The sequence below is a fragment of the Cellulomonas fimi genome (genome assembly GCF_028583725.1).
In the GTDB taxonomy this organism is placed as follows: Bacteria; Actinomycetota; Actinomycetes; order Actinomycetales; family Cellulomonadaceae; genus Cellulomonas; species Cellulomonas fimi_B.
The window spans coordinates 2,442,337-2,459,930 of the sequence record NZ_CP110680.1 but is presented as its reverse complement, the minus strand read 5'-3'; the positions used below and the strand labels follow the sequence as shown (position 1 = coordinate 2,459,930).

Here is a 17,594-nt window from a genome sequence, read left to right as displayed (position 1 = left end):
CGGTCACGCGTTGCCGCGGCGGTCGGTGCTCCGTAGCGTGGCAGCCCTCGGACCGGGGGAGACGCGCATGACGACGACCCAGCAGCACACGCTGCGGGCGCAGCTCTGGCGGCGCAAGCCGGTGACCCGCGCGACGCGCGAGTCGTCGGAGGGACTCCGGCGCTCGATCGGCACGTTCGGTCTCATGATGTTCGGCGTCGGCGCTACGGTCGGCACCGGCGTCTTCTTCGTCATGCACGAGGCCGTGCCCGACGCGGGACCGGCCGTCGTGGTGTCGTTCGTGCTGGCGGGCATCGCCGCCGGCCTGTCGGCGCTGTCGTACGCGGAGATGGCGTCCGCGGTCCCCGTCTCCGGGTCGACCTACTCGTACGCGTACGCGACGCTCGGCGAGGTCGTCGCGGTGGGCGTCGCCGCGTGCCTCCTGCTGGAGTACGGCGTGTCGACCGCCGCGGTGTCCGTCGGGTGGAGCGGCTACCTCAACCAGCTGCTCGACAACCTCTTCGGCATCACCGTGCCCGCCGTGCTGTCGTCCGGGCCGTTCGACGTCGAGCCCGGCGCCGTCAACCTGCCGGCGATCGTGCTGGTCGCGCTGTGCGCACTCCTGCTGATCCGCGGCGCGAGCGAGTCGGCGCGCGTCAACGCGGTCATGGTCGTCGTCAAGCTCGCCGTGCTCGGCCTGTTCGTCGCGGTCGCGTTCACCGCGTTCGACGCCGACCACTTCGCCGACTTCGCGCCGAACGGCGTCGCGGGGATCACCATGGCCGCGGGCACGATCTTCTTCACGTTCATCGGTCTCGACGCGGTCTCCACCGCGGGCGACGAGGTCCGCGACCCGCAGCGCTCGATGCCGCGCGCGATCCTCGGCGCGCTCGCGATCGTCACGACGATCTACCTCCTCGTCGCGGTGTCCGCGCTGGGCGCGCAGCCGTGGCAGGCGTTCTCCGACGCCGAGCAGGCCGAGGCGGGTCTCGCGCGCCTGCTGCAGGACGTGACGGGCTCGACGTGGCCGGGCACCGTGCTGTCCGCGGGCGCCGTCGTCTCGATCTTCTCGGTCACGCTCGTCACCCTGTACGGGCAGACCCGCATCCTGTTCGCGATCGGCCGTGACGGCCTGCTCCCGCGCGCGTTCGCCCGCGTCCACCCGCGGACGCACACGCCGGTCACCAACACCGTGATCGTCGCGTGCGTCGTCGCGCTGCTCGCCGGCTTCGTGCCCCTGTCGAACCTGTGGGACCTCGTCTCGATCGGCACGCTCGTCGCGTTCATCGTCGTGTCGGTCGGCGTGATCGTGCTGCGCCGCTCGCGACCCGACCTGCCGCGCGGGTTCCGCGTCCCGGGCTACCCGGTGACGCCGGTCCTCGCCATCGCGGCGTGCGTCTACATCCTGTCGGGCCTCCAGTGGTTCACGTACGCCTGGTTCCTGCTGTGGCTCGCCGTCGCGCTCGCCTTCTACCTGCTGTGGGGGCGGCACCACTCGCTGCTCAACCGCGCGGTCGAGGCCCGGCTGCCCGTCGACGAGGGGACGACGCGATGACCATCGTCGTCGGCGCGCAGCCGTTCGGGGACGCCCGTGCCGCGCTCGAGCTGGGCGCCAACCTCGCGCGCACGCTGCCCGAGCGCTCGGGCGTGTTCGTGCTCGTCGTCGCGACCGTCGTGCCGCCGCGCGAGGACGGTCGCGCGGTCGACGACCGGCTCGCCCGCGCGCAGGACGCCGCGCGCGCCTGGGCCGCCGAGCGCGCGTCCGGCATGCAGGTCGAGTTCGTCACCGTGCCCGCGCGGTCCGTCGCCCGCGCGCTCGTCCAGGTCGCCGTCGAGTCGGACGCGACCGCGCTCGTGCTCGGCTCGTCGTCCGACGGCGGGCTCGGTCACGTGGTCGTCGGGTCCACCGCGGACCACCTGCTGCACTCCTCGCGCGTGCCCGTCGCGGTCGCGCCGCGCGGCTACCGCGCCGCCGCCGTCCCCGGGGCGGGACCGCTCGACGTGCCGGTGCGGCGGCTCACCGCGGCGTTCGGGCCGAGCGCCGCCGGGGAGGAGTCCGTGCGCTGGGCGGCCGCCCTCACGCGCTCGATCGACGTCGGGCTGCGCGTCGCGTCGTTCGGTGTGCGCACCCCGACGATGTTCCCGCCCGAGGTCGGCTTCGACGTCGAGGCCGAGGTGTCCGCGCAGTGGCAGGACCAGATGCTCGACGCGCAGCGCGCGCTCGCGCTCGGCCCGGAGGTCGAGACCGTCGCGCCCGTCGGGACGAGCTGGGCCGACGCGATGGACCGGCTCGACTGGCAGCCGAACGAGCTGCTCATCGTCGGCTCGTCGAGCGCGGGCGCGCTGCGCGCCGTCTTCCTGGGTGCCCGCGCGACGAAGCTCGTCCGGCACTCGCCGGTGCCCGTCCTGGTCGTCCCCCGCGGCACCACGCCCCCGTCCTGAGCGCCACGTCGGACGCCGCGGTGACGCCCGGCGCGACGTGCTCGGTCAGGGCCCGGTCGCCAGCGCGCGCACCGTGTCGATCGTGTCCGCCTCCGCGGCGGGCTTGTCGTCGCGGTAGCGCAGGACGCGCGCGAACCGCAGCGCGAGCCCGCCGGGGTACCGGGTCGAGCGCTGGAGGCCGTCGAACGCGATCTCGACGACCTGCTCGGGCCGCAGAGTGACCGTCCAGCCGTCGTCGGCGACCTCGAGCTCGCGGAACCGCTGCGTCTGCCACGCGAGCATCTCGTCGGTCATGCCCTTGAACGTCTTGCCGAGCATGACGAACCCGCCGTGCCCGTCGCGCGCGCCGAGGTGGATGTTCGACAGCAGCCCCTGCCGCCGTCCGGACCCGCGCTCGACGGCGAGGACGACGAGGTCGAGCGTGTGCCGGGGCTTGACCTTGACCCAGGCGGCCCCCCGGCGCCCGGCCTCGTACGGCGCCTGCGCGGCCTTGACGACGACGCCCTCCTGCCCGGCGGCGACCGCGGAGGTGAACCACTCCTGCGCGGCGTTGGCGTCGGCGGTGACGAGCCGGGGGACCCCGGTGGCGCCGAGCGCGTCGAGGGCGGCGAGCCGGTCGACCAGCGGTGCGTCGAGCAGGTCGCGCCCGTCCACGTGCAGGCAGTCGAAGAAGAACGGGGTGAGACGGGCGGAGGCGGCGACGTCGGCGTCCCGGGTCGCGGTGCGCGCCGCGGTGTCCTGGAACGGCACGGGCCGGCCGGAGACGTCGACGACCAGGGCCTCGCCGTCGAGCACGAGCGTGGAGGCGGGCAGCGTGCGCACGGCGTCGACGATCTCCGGCACGCGCGACGTGAGGTCGTCGAGGCTGCGTGTGTAGACGCGCACGTCGTCGTCGCGGCGGTGCACCTGGATGCGGATGCCGTCGAGCTTGGTGTCGACGACGACCTCGCCGGGGCCGAGGGACGCCACGGCCTCGGCGACGTCGGCCGCGGACTGCGCGAGCATCGGCCGCACGGGTGTGCCGACGGTGAGCGTGAAGGCGTCGAGCGCGGCGCGTGCAGCCGCAGGGTCGGCGGCACCGAGCGCCGCCCCCGCGACGGTCTCGGTCGAGCCCGTCAGCATCGCGGCGCGACGCACGCTCGCGGGCGGGACCGACGCGGCCTCGGCGACCGCGTCGAGCAGCAGCGCGTCGAGCGCGCCCTGCCGGAGCTCGCCGGAGACCAGGCCGCGCAGCAGCGTCTGCTCGTCGGCGGTCGCGGCGGCGAACAGCGCCGACGCCTGCCGGGTGCGCTCGGTGGTGGACCCGGGGCCCTGGAGCCCGGCCATGCGCTCGAACGCGTCGTCGACCTCGGCGACGGTCAGCGTCGGGGAGGCCGCAGGTGGAGGCAGCGTCGCGAGCGACCGCCAGCCGAGACCCGTGCGGCGCTGGCGCAGCTCGCCGGCGAGGTAGCGGGCGACGACCGGCACGTCCGCGGGCTCCGCACGGCGCAGCACGTCGGCGAGCAGCGCACGCTTCGCGAGGCGGGAGCGGGTGGCGGCCACGGCGAGGGACGTCGCGGCGACGTCGGCGAACAGCATGTCCGCATCCTGCCGCCGGGTGCCGACACCGGCACCCGCGGGGAGGTCAGAGGACGACGGCGGGCGAGAGCGCGCGCTCGGGCAGGCGGAGCTCGTGCAGCGCGTCGAGGAGCAGACGGTTGAACGCGACGGGCGCGTGCGAGTTCACGTCGTGACCGGCGCGCGGCACGATCGTCAGACGCGTGCCGGGGCGGGCGATGAGGTAGCGGCGCTCGTCGAGACGCAGCGGGTCGCGACGGCCGTTGACGACCCACACGGGGAGCCGCACGCGGCGCAGGTCGGCGAGCGGGGAGTACCCCGACATCGCCGACAGCATGTCCTGCACGACGTGCCACGTGCCGCCGCCGATGCGCAGCGCGCGCGTGACCGCACCCGAGGCGCTGCGGTACGCGAGCAGCGGCTTGCCCTTGATCTCCGTCGAGCAGCCCGCGAGCACGACGCCCGCGAGCTTGTCCTCGTGCCGGCGCGCGTACGCGAGGCTCGCGTAGCCGCCGAGCGACAGGCCGACGAGCAGCGGCGCGACCGCGAACGAGGCGACGGCGTCGTCGATCGCCCGGATCGCGCCCTCCATCGTGAACCGCTCGTGCGCGCGGGCGCCGTGCCCGGGCAGGTCGAGCGCGAGCGTCGGGTGACCCGAGCGCGTGAGCGCGTCGAGCTGGTGGTGCCAGATCGCGGACGACGTGCGGGTGCCGTGGACGAAGACGATGGGGCGGATGACGGGCTCCTCGGGGCGTGTGCTCCGCGGGAGAGTACCTGGCGTTCCTGGGAGTTCCGCGGGAGCGTCACACGTCCGGCGCGCACGCACCGCGCCCGAGCGCGGCGAGCCCGGCGCGGTCGCCGGCCGCGAACGAGGTCACGGTGAGGTTCGTGCTCGGGTACATGAGCTGCGCGGGGTCGTCGACATGCCCGAGCCCGACGACGTGCGCGAGCTCGTGGGTCACGACGCCGATCGCGACGGCCGTCCCGTCGGGCGTCGCGACGAGCGGGGCGAGCTCGTCGGTGTCGAGCGTGACCTCGCCCGTGACGTACACCGCGAGGCCGTCGACCGTGACGGTCGCGGAGCCTCCGGTCCCGGCGACGTCACCCGCGAGGCCGGGAGTCTCCTGCGCGTCCGACCAGGTGAACAGCACGGGGGCCCACCGGCGGCCGTAGCGGTCGGGCTGGTACGCCGGGCGGTCCGCGGTCGGGCCCTCGGACGTGGCGCCGTCGTCGACGAACCGCAGCCCGGTCGCCTCGGACACGCGCTGGACGGCCGTGCGGATCAGGACGTCGCCCCCGGGCGGCGCGCCGTCGGGGCGCACGACGTAGTGGATCGGGCGGCACGGGCTGTAGGCCACGGGACCCGAGCCGTCGGGCTGCATGGCGGTGAAGGTGTGCGGCCCGGCGTCGAGCGCGGACGCCAGCGGAGGGGTCCCGAGCGGACCGGCCGACTCCTCGAGCCCGGCGGGCGGTGCGAGCCGCGCGACCTGGTCGTTGACCCACCACGTGGCGCCCGTGACGAGCGTGGCGACGACCACCGCGGCGACGACGAGCACGGAGGAGCGTCCGCGACGGCCCGCACCGGCCGAGCCGACGTCGAGCGTCGGCGCGAGCGGGGGACCGCCGCCCGTCCAGGCACCGGGCGGTGGGCCGGACCACGCCGTCGCGGGGTCGGGAGGCGGCGCGGCCGTCGGCGCGGGAGGGATCGGTGCGGTCGGCGCCGGCACCCACACCAGGGGCGCGGCGGCGTCGCGTGCGCTCACGTGCCGTCCTCCCCGTCACCGGCCGACCGGTCCCGCTGCGGCACGACCGGTCCGCCGAGGATCGCACACGCGTCCCGCCCTGACCGCGACCGCCCGACCGTCGTCACCCGGTCCGCGCAACGCCGTCGACGGCCCGGGCTCACCGTCGCCACCGCCGGGCGAGGGCCACGAGCTGCCCGACGTAGCCGCCCCCGAACAGCAGCGCGTGCACCGCGACGGGATACACCTGGTGCAGCCCCGCGCGGCCCTCGACGCCCGCGCGCAGCGGGTGCACCTGCGCGTACCCGTCGAGCACGTCGTCCAGGTACCGCAGCCCGAACAGCCGCAGCATCGCCAGGTCCGTCTCTCGGTGGCCGCCGTGCGCCGCGGGGTCGACGAGCGTCGCGCCCGCCGCGGTCCAGACGACGTTGCCGCTCCACAGGTCGCCGTGCAGACGCGCCGGCCGGTCGTCGTCGTCCAGGTCACCCGCGTCGAGCCGTGCCGCCAGGCGGCCGAGGTCGCGCGCGACGGCGTCGTCGACCACGCCCGCGTCCACGAGCGCCCGGGTCACCGGCTCGACGCGGCACGCGGCGAGGAACTCACCCCAGCGGTCGAAGCGCCCGACCGGCATCGGCAGCGGCGCGTCGAGCGGACCGAAGAACCCGTCGCCGTCCCAGCCCGGCGGGCCGACGCCGAACGCGTCGGCGCCCGCGTCGTGCACGGCGGCGAGGCCGCGGCCGAACGCGCGCGCGGCGTCCCGCGTCGGCGGGACGGGCGTGAGGCGGGCGAGCGTCAGGCCGCGCTCGTCCACGTCGAGCACCTCGACGACCGGCGCGCCCCCGGCCGCCCGCAACCACGCGAGACCCGCCGCCTCGCACCGGAAGAAACCCGCGGGCGCGTCGTCGCGCCGCTTGCGGAACGTCGTCGCCGTCAGGCCCTCACGCACGCTCGCACCTCCCCGCGCACCCACCCTGGCGCATCGCCCCGCGCACGGCACCCCGGCGCGCCGGGCCGCCCACGGTTCGCCGCGACGCCGGGCACGCCCCCGACGAGACTGGCAGCAGGCGCGCGGCACCGGTCGTGCGGTCGGCGGGAGGACGGGTCATGCGGGTCGGGGTTCCGCGCGAGGTGAAGAACCGCGAGTACCGGGTCGCGATGACGCCGGCGGGCGTGCACCAGCTGGTCCGCGACGGGCACACGGTCCTCGTCGAGGCCGGCGCCGGGCTGGGCTCGCAGATCCCCGACGACGAGTACCGGGCCGCGGGCGCGACGCTGCTGCCCGACGCCGACGACGTCTGGGCCGGCGCCGACCTCGTGTGCAAGGTCAAGGAGCCCGTCGAGGACGAGTACCACCGCCTGCGCGACGGGCTCGTGCTCTTCACGTACCTGCACCTCGCCGCCGACCGACCCGGCACCGACGCGCTCCTCGCCGCGGGCACGACCGCGATCGCCTACGAGACCGTCCAGCTGCCCGACGGCACCCTGCCGCTGCTCGCGCCGATGTCCGAGGTCGCGGGGCGGCTCGCGACTCAGGTCGGGGCCTACCACCTCATGCGGAACGCGGGCGGCCGCGGGCTGCTGCTCGGCGGCGTGCCCGGCGTCGACGCCGCCAAGGTCGTCGTCCTCGGCGGGGGCGTCGTCGGGTCGCACGCCGCGGAGATCGCGGTCGGCATGCGCGCCGACGTCACCGTCCTCGACCTGTCGATGCCGCGGCTGCGCGAGGTCGACGCCGCGTTCGGCGGTCGGGTGCGCACCCTCGCGTCGTCGCCGTGGACGCTGGAGCGCGAGCTCGTCGACGCCGACCTCGTCGTGGGCGCCGTGCTCGTCCCGGGCGCACGCGCACCCCGCCTGGTGTCGAACGAGCTCGTGTCCCGCATGCACGCGGGCGCGGTGCTCGTCGACGTGGCCGTCGACCAGGGGGGCTGCTTCGAGGACACCCGGCCCACGACGCACGACGACCCGACGTTCCGCGTGCACGACACCCTCTTCTACTGCGTCGCCAACATGCCCGGCGCGGTGCCGGTCACGTCCACGCGCGCCCTCACCAACGTCACGCTCCCGTACGTCACCGCGCTCGCCGGGCTCGGCTGGCACGAGGCCGTCGCGGCGGACCCGGCGCTCGCGGCGGGCCTCACGACGCACGCGGGCGTCCTGCTCAACGCCGCGGTCGCGCAGGCGCACGGCTACCCCGCGCAGGACCCGTCGGCGGTCGTCCGTCTGCCCTGAGCGGACCCCTGGCCCGTCGCGGCGCGCACGGCCTAGCGTCGGCGCATGCGCACCGCACTCGTCGTCGGAGGCACGGGCCAGATCGGGCGGGCCGTCGTGCCCGCGCTCGTCGGGGACGGGTGGCAGGTCCGCGTCCTGTCCCGCGGCGGCCGGCAGGACGCCGCGACTGTCGAGGCATGGGGTGCGACGGTTGTCGTCGGCGACCGGCACGACCCCGACGTGCTCGACCGCGCGCTCGCCGGCGGTGTGGACGTCGTGGTCGACGTCGTCGGGTTCGACGACCGGGACGCGGCCGCGTTGCTCGCGTCGCGCGACCGGATCGGGTCGGCGGTCGTCGTGTCGAGCGCCGCGGTGTACGTCGACGCCGCGGGCGACGGGTTCGAGACGGACACGTTCGGCACGTTCCCGGTCCCGCTCGACGAGTCGCAGCCGACGGTCGACGCGGGCCGCGACACGTACGCGACGGGCAAGGTCGCGCTCGAGCGTGCCTGGCTCGGCTCGGACGTCCCGACGACGGCGCTGCGCGCGGCCGCGATCCACGGCCCCGGGTGCGTCCAGCCGCGCGAGTGGACGTTCGTGCGGCGCGTGCTCGACGGCCGGGACGTGCGCGTCCTCGCCCACGACGGCGCGAGCCGCTTCCAGACGGTCGCGACGTCCGTCCTCGCCGACCTCGTCCGTCTCGCCGCCGCGCAGCCCGCCGACCGGGTCCTCAACGCGGCCGACCCCGACGCCCCGACCGTCGCGGAGATCGCGCGCGTCGTCGACGCCACGCTCGGCGCCGAGTCGTCGATCGTGACGTTCCCGGGCCCGCCGCAGGGCAACCTCGGCCTCACGCCCTGGTCGGTGCCGCACGACCTCGTCCTCGACACGACACGGGCCGCGCGCGAGCTGGGGCACGTCGCGCGCGGCGGGTACGCCGACACCGCGCCCGACGCGATCCACTGGCTCGTCGACGAGGCCGCGCGCCGCGACTGGCGCGAGGCGTTCCCCGGCTTCGTCCGCATGGAGGCCATGGGCGACTTCTTCGACTACGCCGCCGAGGACGCGTACCTGGCCGACCGTCGGCCATGATGACCCGCATGACTGCCGACGCCCTCGACGCGAGCAACCCCTTCGCGTCGCCCTCGACGCTGCCCTACGGCCTGCCCGACTACACCGCGATCCGCGAGGAGCACTACCGGCCCGCGCTGCTCGTGGGCATGGCGGAGCACCGCGCCGAGGTCGAGGCGATCGCGGCGGACCCCGCCGAGCCCACGGTCGAGAACACGCTCGTCGCGCTGGAGCGCGCGGGCCGGCTGCTGCACCGTGCGGCGGTCGCGTTCTACAACCAGGCGAGCAGCGACTCGACGCCCGGTCTCGACGCGATCGAGGAGGAGGTCGCCCCGCTGCTCGCGGCCCACCGCGACGCGATCTACCTCGACGGCCGCCTGTTCGCGCGCGTCGAGACGCTCGCGGGGCAGGCGGCCGCCGGCGAGCTCGACCTGCCCGACGACGCCGCGTGGCTCCTGCACCGCACCCACACCGCCTTCGTCCGCGCCGGCGTGCGCCTCGACGGCGACGCCCAGGCGCGGCTGCGCGAGCTCAACGCCGAGATCAGCGCGCTCGACGCGACGTTCGGGCGTGAGCTGCTCGCCGCGACGAACGACGCCGCGGTCCTCGTCACCGACGAGGCCGAGCTCGACGGCCTGCCCGACGACGCGCGTGCGGCCGCCGCGCACGCCGCGACGGAGGGCGGTCACGACGGCGCCTGGCTGATCGAGCTGCGCCTGCCGACCCAGCAGCCGACGCTCGCGGTGCTGCGCGACCGCGGGCTGCGCGAGCGCGTCATGCGCGCGTCGCTGACCCGCGGCGCGGGCGGCGAGCACGACACCCGCCCTGCCCTGCTCGGGCTCGCCCGGCTCCGGGCCGAGCGGGCACGTCTCCTCGGCTACCAGCACCACGCCGACTACGTCGCGCAGGACGCGACCGCCGGGTCCGCCGACGCCGTGGCCGACCTGCTCGCCCGGCTCGCACCCGTCGCCGTCGCGAACGCGCGCGAGGAGGCGGTCGCGCTGCAGGAGGCCCTGGAGCGCGACCACCCGGGTGCGACGCTCGAGCCGTGGGACTGGGCGTACTACGCCGAGCAGGTGCGCCAGGAACGCCGCGCGCTCGACGACACCCGCCTGCGCCCGTACCTCGAGCTCGAGCGCGTCCTCGCCGACGGCGTGTTCCGGGCCGCCAACGCCCTCTACGGGCTGACGTTCGCCGAGCGGCACGACCTCACCGGCTACCACCCCGACGTGCGCGTGTTCGAGGTGTTCGACGCCGACGGCTCGGGCCTCGGGCTGTTCCTGGGCGACTTCTGGACGCGCGGCTCCAAGCGCGGCGGCGCGTGGATGAACAACCTCGTCGACCAGTCGACCCTGCTCGGCCACCCGCCCGTCGTCGTCAACAACCTCAACGTCCCGAAGCCCCCGCCCGGCGAGCCGACTCTCCTGGCGTGGGACGACGTCATCACGCTGTTCCACGAGTTCGGCCACGCGCTGCACGGCCTGCTGTCCGACGTGCGGTTCCCGTCGCAGTCCGGCACCGAGGTCCCGCGCGACTTCGTCGAGTACCCGTCGCAGGTCAACGAGATGTGGGCGTGGGAGCCGCAGGTCCTCGCGTCGTACGCCGTGCACCACGAGACGGGCGAGCCCATGCCCGCGGAGTGGGTCCAGACGCTGCTCGACGCCCGCCAGGACGGCGAGGGCTTCGCGACCACCGAGTACCTCGCGGCCGCGCTGCTCGACCAGGCCTGGTACCGGCTCGCGCCCGAGGAGGTCCCCACGGACGTCGCCGACGTCGAGCCGTTCGAGGCGGCGGCGCTCGCGGCGGCGGGCGTCGACTTCGCGCCCGTGCCGCCGCGCTACCGCACGACGTACTTCAACCACGTCTTCGCGAGCGGGTACTCGGCCGGGTACTACTCCTACATCTGGTCGGAGGTGCTCGACGCGGACACCGTCGAGTGGTTCCGCGAGAACGGCGGCCTGCGCCGCGAGAACGGTGACGTGTTCCGCGCACGCCTGCTGTCGCGCGGCGGGTCGCGCGACCCGCTGGCGTCGTTCCGCGACCTGCGCGGCCGCGACGCGGACATCGCACCGCTGCTCGCGCGCCGCGGGCTCCTGGCGGCCGGCGCCGTGTGAGTCGCGGGTCCGCCTGCTGAGCGGGCCGGGCGCGGGCCCGGGGGCGGCGGCGTGGCCGGGTACGGTGGGCCGCATGCCCGACGCGACCTCCGACCCCGCCCGCACGCCCGCGTCCGTCCCGGACGCCCAGGACGAGGTCGTCGGGATCTGCCGCGACCTCATCCGGTTCGACACCTCGAACTACGGCGACGGCTCGGGCCCGGGGGAGCGCGCGGCGGCGGAGCACGTCATGGGGCTGCTCACCGAGGTCGGCCTGGAGCCCGAGCTGTTCGAGAGCGCGCCCGGACGCGCCAACGTCGTCGTGCGGCTCGAGGGCGAGGACGCGTCCCGGCCGGCGCTGGTCCTGCACGGCCACCTCGACGTCGTCCCCGCGCGTGCGGAGGACTGGACCGTCGACCCGTTCGAGGCCGTGGAGGCCGACGGGCTGGTCTGGGGCCGTGGCGCCGTCGACATGAAGGACATGGACGCGATGATCCTCGCGGTCGTCCGGCAGATGGCCCGCGAGGGCCGCCGCCCGGCGCGCGACGTGGTCGTCGCGATGTTCGCCGACGAGGAGGCCGGCGGGACGTACGGCGCGAGCTGGGCGGTGGACCACCGGCCGGAGCTCTTCGCGGGCGCGACGGAGGCGATCAGCGAGGTGGGCGGCTTCTCGGTCGACGTCGACGGCCGCCGGGCCTACCTGCTGCAGACCGCGGAGAAGGGTCTGTCGTGGCTGCGGCTCGTGGCCGACGGGCGCGCGGGGCACGGCAGCCAGGTCAACCGGGACAACGCGGTGACGCACCTCGCGGAGGCCGTCGCCCGCATCGGCCGGCACCCGTGGCCGCTGCAGCCGACGCCGACCGTGCGCGCGCTGCTCCAGGGCGTCGCGGACCTCACGGGCCTGCCGTTCGACCCGGAGGACCCCGAGGGCGTCGACCGGCTGGTCGCGGCGCTCGGGCCCGCGTCGCGGTTCGTCGGCGCGACCCTGCGGCACACGACCAACCCCACGCAGCTCGAGGCCGGGTACAAGGCCAACGTCATCCCGGGCCGCGCGGAGGCGACGATCGACGGCCGCTTCCTGCCCGGGTTCGAGGACGAGTTCGTCGCGACCGTGACGGAGCTCGCGGGCGAGCACGTGCGGATCGAGCGGATCCACCACGACACCGCGCTCGAGGTGCCGTTCGCCGGCGACCTCGTCGACGCGATGGTCGACGCGCTGCACGCCGAGGACCCGGGCGCGACCGTCCTGCCGTACACGCTGTCGGGCGGCACCGACAACAAGTCGCTGTCCCGGCTGGGCATCACGGGCTACGGGTTCGCGCCCCTGCGGCTGCCGGCCGACCTGGACTTCGCGGGGATGTTCCACGGCGTCGACGAGCGGGTCCCGGTCGACGCGCTGCGGTTCGGCACGCGCGTGCTGGACCGGCTGCTGCGCACCTGCTGAGGCCGCCACCCGGCCGCGGCGGGCGGTGGCCCGGTGCGGGGCTCAGTCCTCGAAGCCGGCGAGCGTGCTGCGCACGCGGATGATCTTGCGGCGCAGCCACACGCGCCGCTCGCCGCCCGCGTAGAGGACCGTACGGGCGAGCTCCCAGCGGCCGTACTCGGCCTGCTCGGTGAGCAGGCGACGGGCGTCGTTGCGGCTGGTCGTGCGCGGAAGGGTGAGGACCCGGTACTCGTACTGGCCGCCCTGGGCGACCCATGCGTCGCGCTTCGTCCCGGTGCGCCCGACTGCCATCCGCCACCCCGTCTCGCCTGCTGGTGGGTCGCGCCCCGCGACCTCGTGCCGAAAGACCCTACGCGGTGCCATTGTGCCCCGCGCGGCGCTACGGTCGTCGCATGACCGTCGACCCGCGTGCCGCGCTGGACCGCCTGATCGCAGCCCTCGAGGCCCACTACAACGCCGTCGTCTCCCGCAAGGGTGAGGACGACCCGGCGGTCGACGACGCGTACGACGTCCTGGCGGACGCGTTCGAGGTCTACGACGACGCGCTCGGCACCGTCCACGGCGAGGCCACCCCGTTCTACCTCGCCGAGGAGGAGGACGAGGACGAGGACGACGAGGACGACGAGTGGTCGGGCGACGAGGACGACGACTACGACGCGGACGACCTCGCGGACGAGCCGACGGGCCTCGGCACCCGCTGACCGACGCCTGGCGGCGGCCACGGCCGACGACGAGGTGGCCCCCGCGGGACGCCGCGGTCAGAACCGCTCGGGGTAGCCGATCTCCGGCGCGCTGACCTCGTCGAGCGCGCGGCGCAGCTCCTCCGGGAGCTCCAGGTCGAGCGCGCCGAGCGACGCGCGCAGCTGGGCCGCGGTGCGCGCCCCGACGATCGCCGAGCTGACACCCGGTCGTCCGGTGAGCCACGCGAGCGCGACCTCCAGCGGCAGCCGCTCCAGCCCCGACGCCGCCGTGGCGACCGCCTCGACCACGGACGCGGCGTCGCGGGACAGGTACGGCTCGACGAACCCGGCGAGGTGCGGGGACGCGGCGCGCGAGTCCGCGGGGATCGTGCGGCGGTACTTGCCGGTGAGCACGCCCCGGCCGAGCGGCGACCACGCCAGCACCCCGAGCCCCAGCGCGGCCGCGGCCGGCACGACCTCGCGCTCGACCCCGCGCTGCAGCAGCGAGTACTCGACCTCGACGGCGGCCAGCCCCGGGTCGCGGTCCAGGAGCGACGCCATGCGTGCCACCTGCCAGCCGGCGTGGTTCGACAGCCCGACGTAGCGCGCCCGACCGCTGCTCACGGCGAGCCGCAGGGCGGTCGCGGTCTCGTCGAGCGGGGTGCGCGGGTCGGGCGTCTGGACGAGCCACAGGTCGACGTGGTCGGTGCCCAGCCGCCGCAAGGACGCGTCGAGCGAGTCGAGCAGGCCGCCGCGCGACGCGTCGACCACGCCGCCCGCCGACGTGCGGCGCACGCCCGCCTTGGTGCACAGGACCACCTCGTCGCGCGCGACCACGTCGCCCAGGAGGCTGCCGATGAGCTCCTCGGCACCCCCGTCGGCGTACGACGCGGACGTGTCGAGCAGCGTCCCGCCCGCGTCGACGAAGTCGCGCAGGCCTGCTCCGACGCCTCGTGCTCGTCCGTGTCGCGGCTCCACGTCATCGTGCCGAGACCGAGCCGGGAGACCCGCAGACCGGTGCGGCCGAGGTGGAGCTGTTCCATGGTGCGCCACCCTAACGTCGGGCGCGTGCCCGTCGGGGGAGGCTCCGCGGCTATCGTTGCGCCTCGTGGCTGACGCGATGGGTGCAGGTGAGGCGATCTTCCTGGGGCTGGTCCAGGGGCTGACGGAGTTCCTGCCGGTGTCGTCGAGCGCGCACCTGCGGATCGTCGGGGACCTGCTCGGCAGCGGCGACCCCGGGGCCACGTTCACGGCCATCACGCAGCTCGGCACCGAGTCCGCGGTGCTGCTCTACTTCCGCCGCGACATCGCGCGGATCTGCACCGCGTGGTGGCGGCACGTGCGCGGCGACCGCGGGACCGACCTGCGCGCCCGGATGGGCATGCCGGCGGGGGAGAAGGCCGACCACGACGCCCTCATGGCGTGGTTCATCGCGCTCGGCTCGGTCCCGATCGTCGTGCTCGGCCTGCTGTTCCAGGACACGATCGAGCACGCGTTCCGCAACCTGTGGCTCATCGTGCTCACGCTCGCCGGGTTCGCCCTGGTGCTCGGCTGGGCGGACCGCCGGGGCGCGCACCGGCGCACCCTCGACGAGCTCACACCCCGCGACGCCCTCAAGTTCGGCCTCTGGCAGGCACTCGCGCTCGTGCCGGGCGTGTCGCGGTCCGGCGGCACGATCACCGGTGGTCTGCTCATGGGCTACACCCGCGAGGCCGCCGCGCGGTACTCGTTCCTGCTGGCCATCCCCGCGGTGTTCGGCTCGGGGCTGTTCCAGCTCGCGAAGGCCGTCGGGGGGGACGCGTCGCCCGGCACGGCCGGGTTCGGCGCCACGCTGCTCGCGACGCTCGTCGCGTTCGTCGTCGGCTACCTCGTCATCATCGTGTTCCTCAAGATCGTGTCGACGTTCAGCTACACGCCGTTCGTCGTCTACCGGCTCGGGCTCGCCGCGCTCGTGGTGCTGCTGCTGCTCACCGGCGTGCTCGACCCCATGCCGGCCGCGACGCCCTGACGCCGCGCCGGCGGCGGGCGCCGTCGGGTCCGCTCAGAGCCAGCCGGAGCGCCGGAACAGGCGGTGCAGCCACCAGCACACCGCCCCCATGCCCAGCAGTGCGGCCGGGTACCCGTAGGTCCACGTGAGCTCCGGCATGTGGTGGAAGTTCATGCCGTAGATCCCCGCGACGAGCGTCGGCACCGCCGCGATGGCCGCCCACGCCGAGATCTTGCGCATGTCCTCGTTCTGCCGGACCGACACGCGCGACAGGTGCGCCGAGAGCATGTCCCCGAGCAGGCGGTCGTGCGCGTCCAGGTGCTCGTCCACGCGGTCCGCGGTCGTCTGCACCCGACGCAGCCACCGCTGCGTGCGCCCGCCTGCCTCGGCGGGCTCGTCGGCGGCGTCCGCGACCAGCTCCGCGAGCACCGACGTCACCGGGCCGAGCGCGCGCCGCGCCTCGGCGATCTCGCGCTTGAGGTCGTAGATCCGCTGCACCGGGTCGCCCGTGAGCGTCGCCGCGAACACCACCGACTCGGTCGCGACCACCGCGTCACCGAGCTCGACCTCGACGTCGCCCGCGGTCGCGACGAGCGTGAGCAGCGCCCCCGCGAGCACCTGCCGGACGCCGTCGTCGGGCGCGTGCGGCCCCGCACCGAGCCGCGCGGCCGTGCGCCCGACGACGTCGGCCGTGCCGGTCTCGGCCGTCAGGACGACCTTCTCCCCGACGACCAGCAGGAGCGACCCCGTGCTCACCTGACGCGTGGCGCCGTCGAACGACAACGTCGGCGCCGTCACGAGCAGCGTCCCGTCCGCCGTCCGGTCGATCCGCGCCCTCACCGGGCGGTCCGGCGACGGCGGACGGCTGCCGAGCCCCTTGAGCCGCATCACCGCGACCGCGTCGTCGCCGAGGCCGTGCCGCGCGGCGGCCGCGGCCAGGTCCGCCGGGTGGTGCACCACCACCCAGGTCGCGCCGTGGTCCAGCGGGTGCACGTCGGACCGGGGACCGGCCTGCGGGGGCTCGGCGGGGGTCGTGCCGGGGGTCGCGCCGGCGAGGTCGTCCACGGCTGCATTGTGGTCCTCCGCCCGGCCCGGTGCGCCCCGACGGTTAGGCTTCCGCCCGTGCTCACCTGGCCGGCCCCGCAGATCCCTCGGCTCCCCGGACGGGGCGGTCCCGTCGTCGTCCGCGACTCGTCGACCGGCGAGCGCGTCGTCGCCGCACCCGGCCCGACCGCCACGCTCTACGTGTGCGGCATCACCCCGTACGACGCGACCCACCTCGGCCACGCCGCCACCTACGTGCACTTCGACGTGCTCGGGCGCGCCTGGCGCGACGCCGGGCAGGACGTGCGGTACGCGTCGAACGTCACCGACGTCGACGACCCGCTGCTCGAGCGCGCGACCGCCACGGACGTCGACTGGCGCGAGCTCGCCGCCGAGCAGATCGCGCTCTACGCCGAGGACATGACCGCCCTCGGCGTCGTGCCGCCCGACGCATGGACCGGCGTCGTCGAGTCGATCCCGGACGTCGTCGACGCGGTCCGCACGCTCGTCGAGCGCGGCGCCGCGTACACCGTCCCCACCCCCGACGCCGTCGACGGCGGCCCCGGCGACGTCTACGCGGACCTGTCCGTCGACGGCGCGTTCGGCACGGTCGCGGGCCTCGGCCTCGACGAGATGCTCGCGCTGTCCGCCGAGCGCGGCGGCGACCCCGAGCGCCCCGGCAAGCGTGACCCGCTCGACCCGCTGCTCTGGCGTCGCGAGCGCGCGGGCGAACCCGCGTGGGACGGGGGAGCGCTCGGCCGCGGCCGCCCGGGCTGGCACATCGAGTGCGCCGTCATCGCGCGCGACTCCCTCGGACTGCCCTTCGACGTCGAGGGCGGCGGCTCCGACCTGCGCTTCCCGCACCACGAGATGAGCACCTCGCACGCGCGCCTGCTCGACGCCGGCCACGGCGCCCGCGTGCACGTGCACACCGGCATGGTGGGCCTCGACGGCGCGAAGATGAGCAAGTCGCGCGGCAACCTCGTCCTCGTCTCCGCGCTGCGCGCGGCGGGCGTCGACCCCATGGCCGTCCGCCTCGCGATCCTCGCGCACCGGTACTCCGACGACTGGGACTGGACCGACGCGTGCCTCGCGGAGGCCGAGGACCGGCTCGCGCGCTGGCGGCGCGCCCTGTCCGGCAACGGCGGGCCCGACGCGGAGTCCACGATCGCCGGTCTGCGAGCTGCGGTCGCCGACGACCTCGACACCCCGCAGGCGCTCGCGGTCGTCGACGCGTGGGTCAAGACCGCGCTGCACGGCGACCACGACCCCGTCGAGGGCGCGCCCGGTCTCGTCGCGCGCGCCGTCGACGCACTGCTGGGCGTCCGGCTCTGATGTCGTCGGGTGCCC

General features: G+C 75.6%; 15 protein-coding genes and 1 pseudogene. 9 read left to right on the top strand and 7 right to left on the bottom strand.

Annotated features, from left to right (window positions below; translation table 11 throughout):
* Window positions 1–67 precede the first annotated feature (67 nt).
* The gene (locus OOT42_RS11190) at window positions 68–1,534 is read left to right on the top strand and encodes an amino acid permease (RefSeq protein ID WP_273651294.1); all 1,467 of its coding nucleotides are present in this window, start codon (window positions 68–70) and stop codon (window positions 1,532–1,534) included.
* The gene (locus OOT42_RS11185) at window positions 1,531–2,421 is read left to right on the top strand and encodes a universal stress protein (RefSeq protein ID WP_273651293.1); all 891 of its coding nucleotides are present in this window, start codon (window positions 1,531–1,533) and stop codon (window positions 2,419–2,421) included. Before OOT42_RS11190 ends, OOT42_RS11185 begins: the two co-directional genes overlap by 4 nt.
* 45 nt (window positions 2,422–2,466) lie before the next feature.
* Here the strand turns inward: OOT42_RS11185 and OOT42_RS11180 are convergent, their stop codons facing one another.
* The 4 genes from OOT42_RS11180 to OOT42_RS11165 all read right to left on the bottom strand — a co-directional run bounded on the left by OOT42_RS11180 (window position 2,467) and on the right by OOT42_RS11165 (window position 6,666).
* Window positions 2,467–3,999, bottom strand: a complete 1,533-nt coding sequence (locus OOT42_RS11180) for an ATP-dependent DNA ligase (protein WP_273651292.1) — start codon at window positions 3,997–3,999, stop codon at window positions 2,467–2,469.
* 46 nt (window positions 4,000–4,045) lie between these two features.
* Entirely contained in the window at window positions 4,046–4,804 is a 759-nt protein-coding gene (locus OOT42_RS11175; protein WP_273651291.1) for an alpha/beta fold hydrolase, read from the bottom strand.
* Window positions 4,782–5,741: a matrixin family metalloprotease gene (locus tag OOT42_RS11170; RefSeq protein ID WP_273651290.1), complete on the bottom strand. Its 960-nt coding sequence runs from the start codon at window positions 5,739–5,741 to the stop codon at window positions 4,782–4,784. Before OOT42_RS11170 ends, OOT42_RS11175 begins: the two co-directional genes overlap by 23 nt.
* A 139-nt stretch (window positions 5,742–5,880) precedes the next feature.
* The gene (locus tag OOT42_RS11165) at window positions 5,881–6,666 is read right to left on the bottom strand and encodes a fructosamine kinase family protein (protein ID WP_273651289.1); all 786 of its coding nucleotides are present in this window, start codon (window positions 6,664–6,666) and stop codon (window positions 5,881–5,883) included.
* Window positions 6,667–6,824: 158 nt separating this feature from the next.
* Between OOT42_RS11165 and ald the strand changes: the two genes are divergently transcribed.
* From ald to OOT42_RS11145, 4 genes are all read left to right on the top strand, one after another.
* The gene (ald, locus tag OOT42_RS11160) at window positions 6,825–7,946 is read left to right on the top strand and encodes an alanine dehydrogenase (RefSeq protein ID WP_273651288.1); all 1,122 of its coding nucleotides are present in this window, start codon (window positions 6,825–6,827) and stop codon (window positions 7,944–7,946) included.
* A 45-nt stretch (window positions 7,947–7,991) separates the two neighbouring features.
* Window positions 7,992–9,017, top strand: coding sequence for an NAD-dependent epimerase/dehydratase family protein (locus tag OOT42_RS11155; RefSeq protein WP_273651287.1), 1,026 nt, complete (start codon window positions 7,992–7,994; stop codon window positions 9,015–9,017).
* 8 nt (window positions 9,018–9,025) lie between these two features.
* Window positions 9,026–11,110 carry a M3 family metallopeptidase gene (locus tag OOT42_RS11150; RefSeq protein WP_273651286.1) on the top strand — a complete coding sequence of 695 codons (2,085 nt, stop codon included), beginning with the start codon at window positions 9,026–9,028 and terminating at the stop codon, window positions 11,108–11,110.
* Between the two features lie 73 nt (window positions 11,111–11,183).
* Complete coding sequence (locus OOT42_RS11145) at window positions 11,184–12,533, top strand: M20/M25/M40 family metallo-hydrolase (RefSeq protein ID WP_273651285.1); 1,350 nt, start codon at window positions 11,184–11,186, stop codon at window positions 12,531–12,533.
* A 42-nt stretch (window positions 12,534–12,575) separates the two neighbouring features.
* Here OOT42_RS11145 and OOT42_RS11140 read toward each other — a convergent pair whose 3' ends face one another.
* Window positions 12,576–12,824, bottom strand: coding sequence for a DUF5703 family protein (locus OOT42_RS11140; protein ID WP_273651284.1), 249 nt, complete (start codon window positions 12,822–12,824; stop codon window positions 12,576–12,578).
* A gap of 101 nt (window positions 12,825–12,925) precedes the next feature.
* On the opposite strand from OOT42_RS11140, the gene OOT42_RS11135 reads away from it, so the two are divergent.
* Entirely contained in the window at window positions 12,926–13,234 is a 309-nt protein-coding gene (locus OOT42_RS11135; protein WP_273651283.1) for a primosomal protein, read from the top strand.
* 57 nt (window positions 13,235–13,291) lie between these two features.
* Here the strand turns inward: OOT42_RS11135 and OOT42_RS11130 are convergent.
* A pseudogene (locus OOT42_RS11130) lies at window positions 13,292–14,256 on the bottom strand (aldo/keto reductase).
* A 77-nt stretch (window positions 14,257–14,333) separates the two neighbouring features.
* On the opposite strand from OOT42_RS11130, the gene OOT42_RS11125 reads away from it, so the two are divergent.
* Entirely contained in the window at window positions 14,334–15,221 is an 888-nt protein-coding gene (locus OOT42_RS11125; protein ID WP_273654824.1) for an undecaprenyl-diphosphate phosphatase, read from the top strand.
* Between the two features lie 33 nt (window positions 15,222–15,254).
* Here the strand turns inward: OOT42_RS11125 and OOT42_RS11120 are convergent, their stop codons facing one another.
* Window positions 15,255–16,265: a magnesium and cobalt transport protein CorA gene (locus OOT42_RS11120; RefSeq protein ID WP_273651282.1), complete on the bottom strand. Its 1,011-nt coding sequence runs from the start codon at window positions 16,263–16,265 to the stop codon at window positions 15,255–15,257.
* A gap of 57 nt (window positions 16,266–16,322) precedes the next feature.
* Between OOT42_RS11120 and mshC the strand changes: the two genes are divergently transcribed.
* A complete protein-coding gene (mshC, locus tag OOT42_RS11115) occupies window positions 16,323–17,579 on the top strand; it encodes a cysteine--1-D-myo-inosityl 2-amino-2-deoxy-alpha-D-glucopyranoside ligase (protein ID WP_273651281.1) in 1,257 nt (418 codons plus the stop codon).
* The last annotated feature ends 15 nt before the right edge of the window (window positions 17,580–17,594 follow it).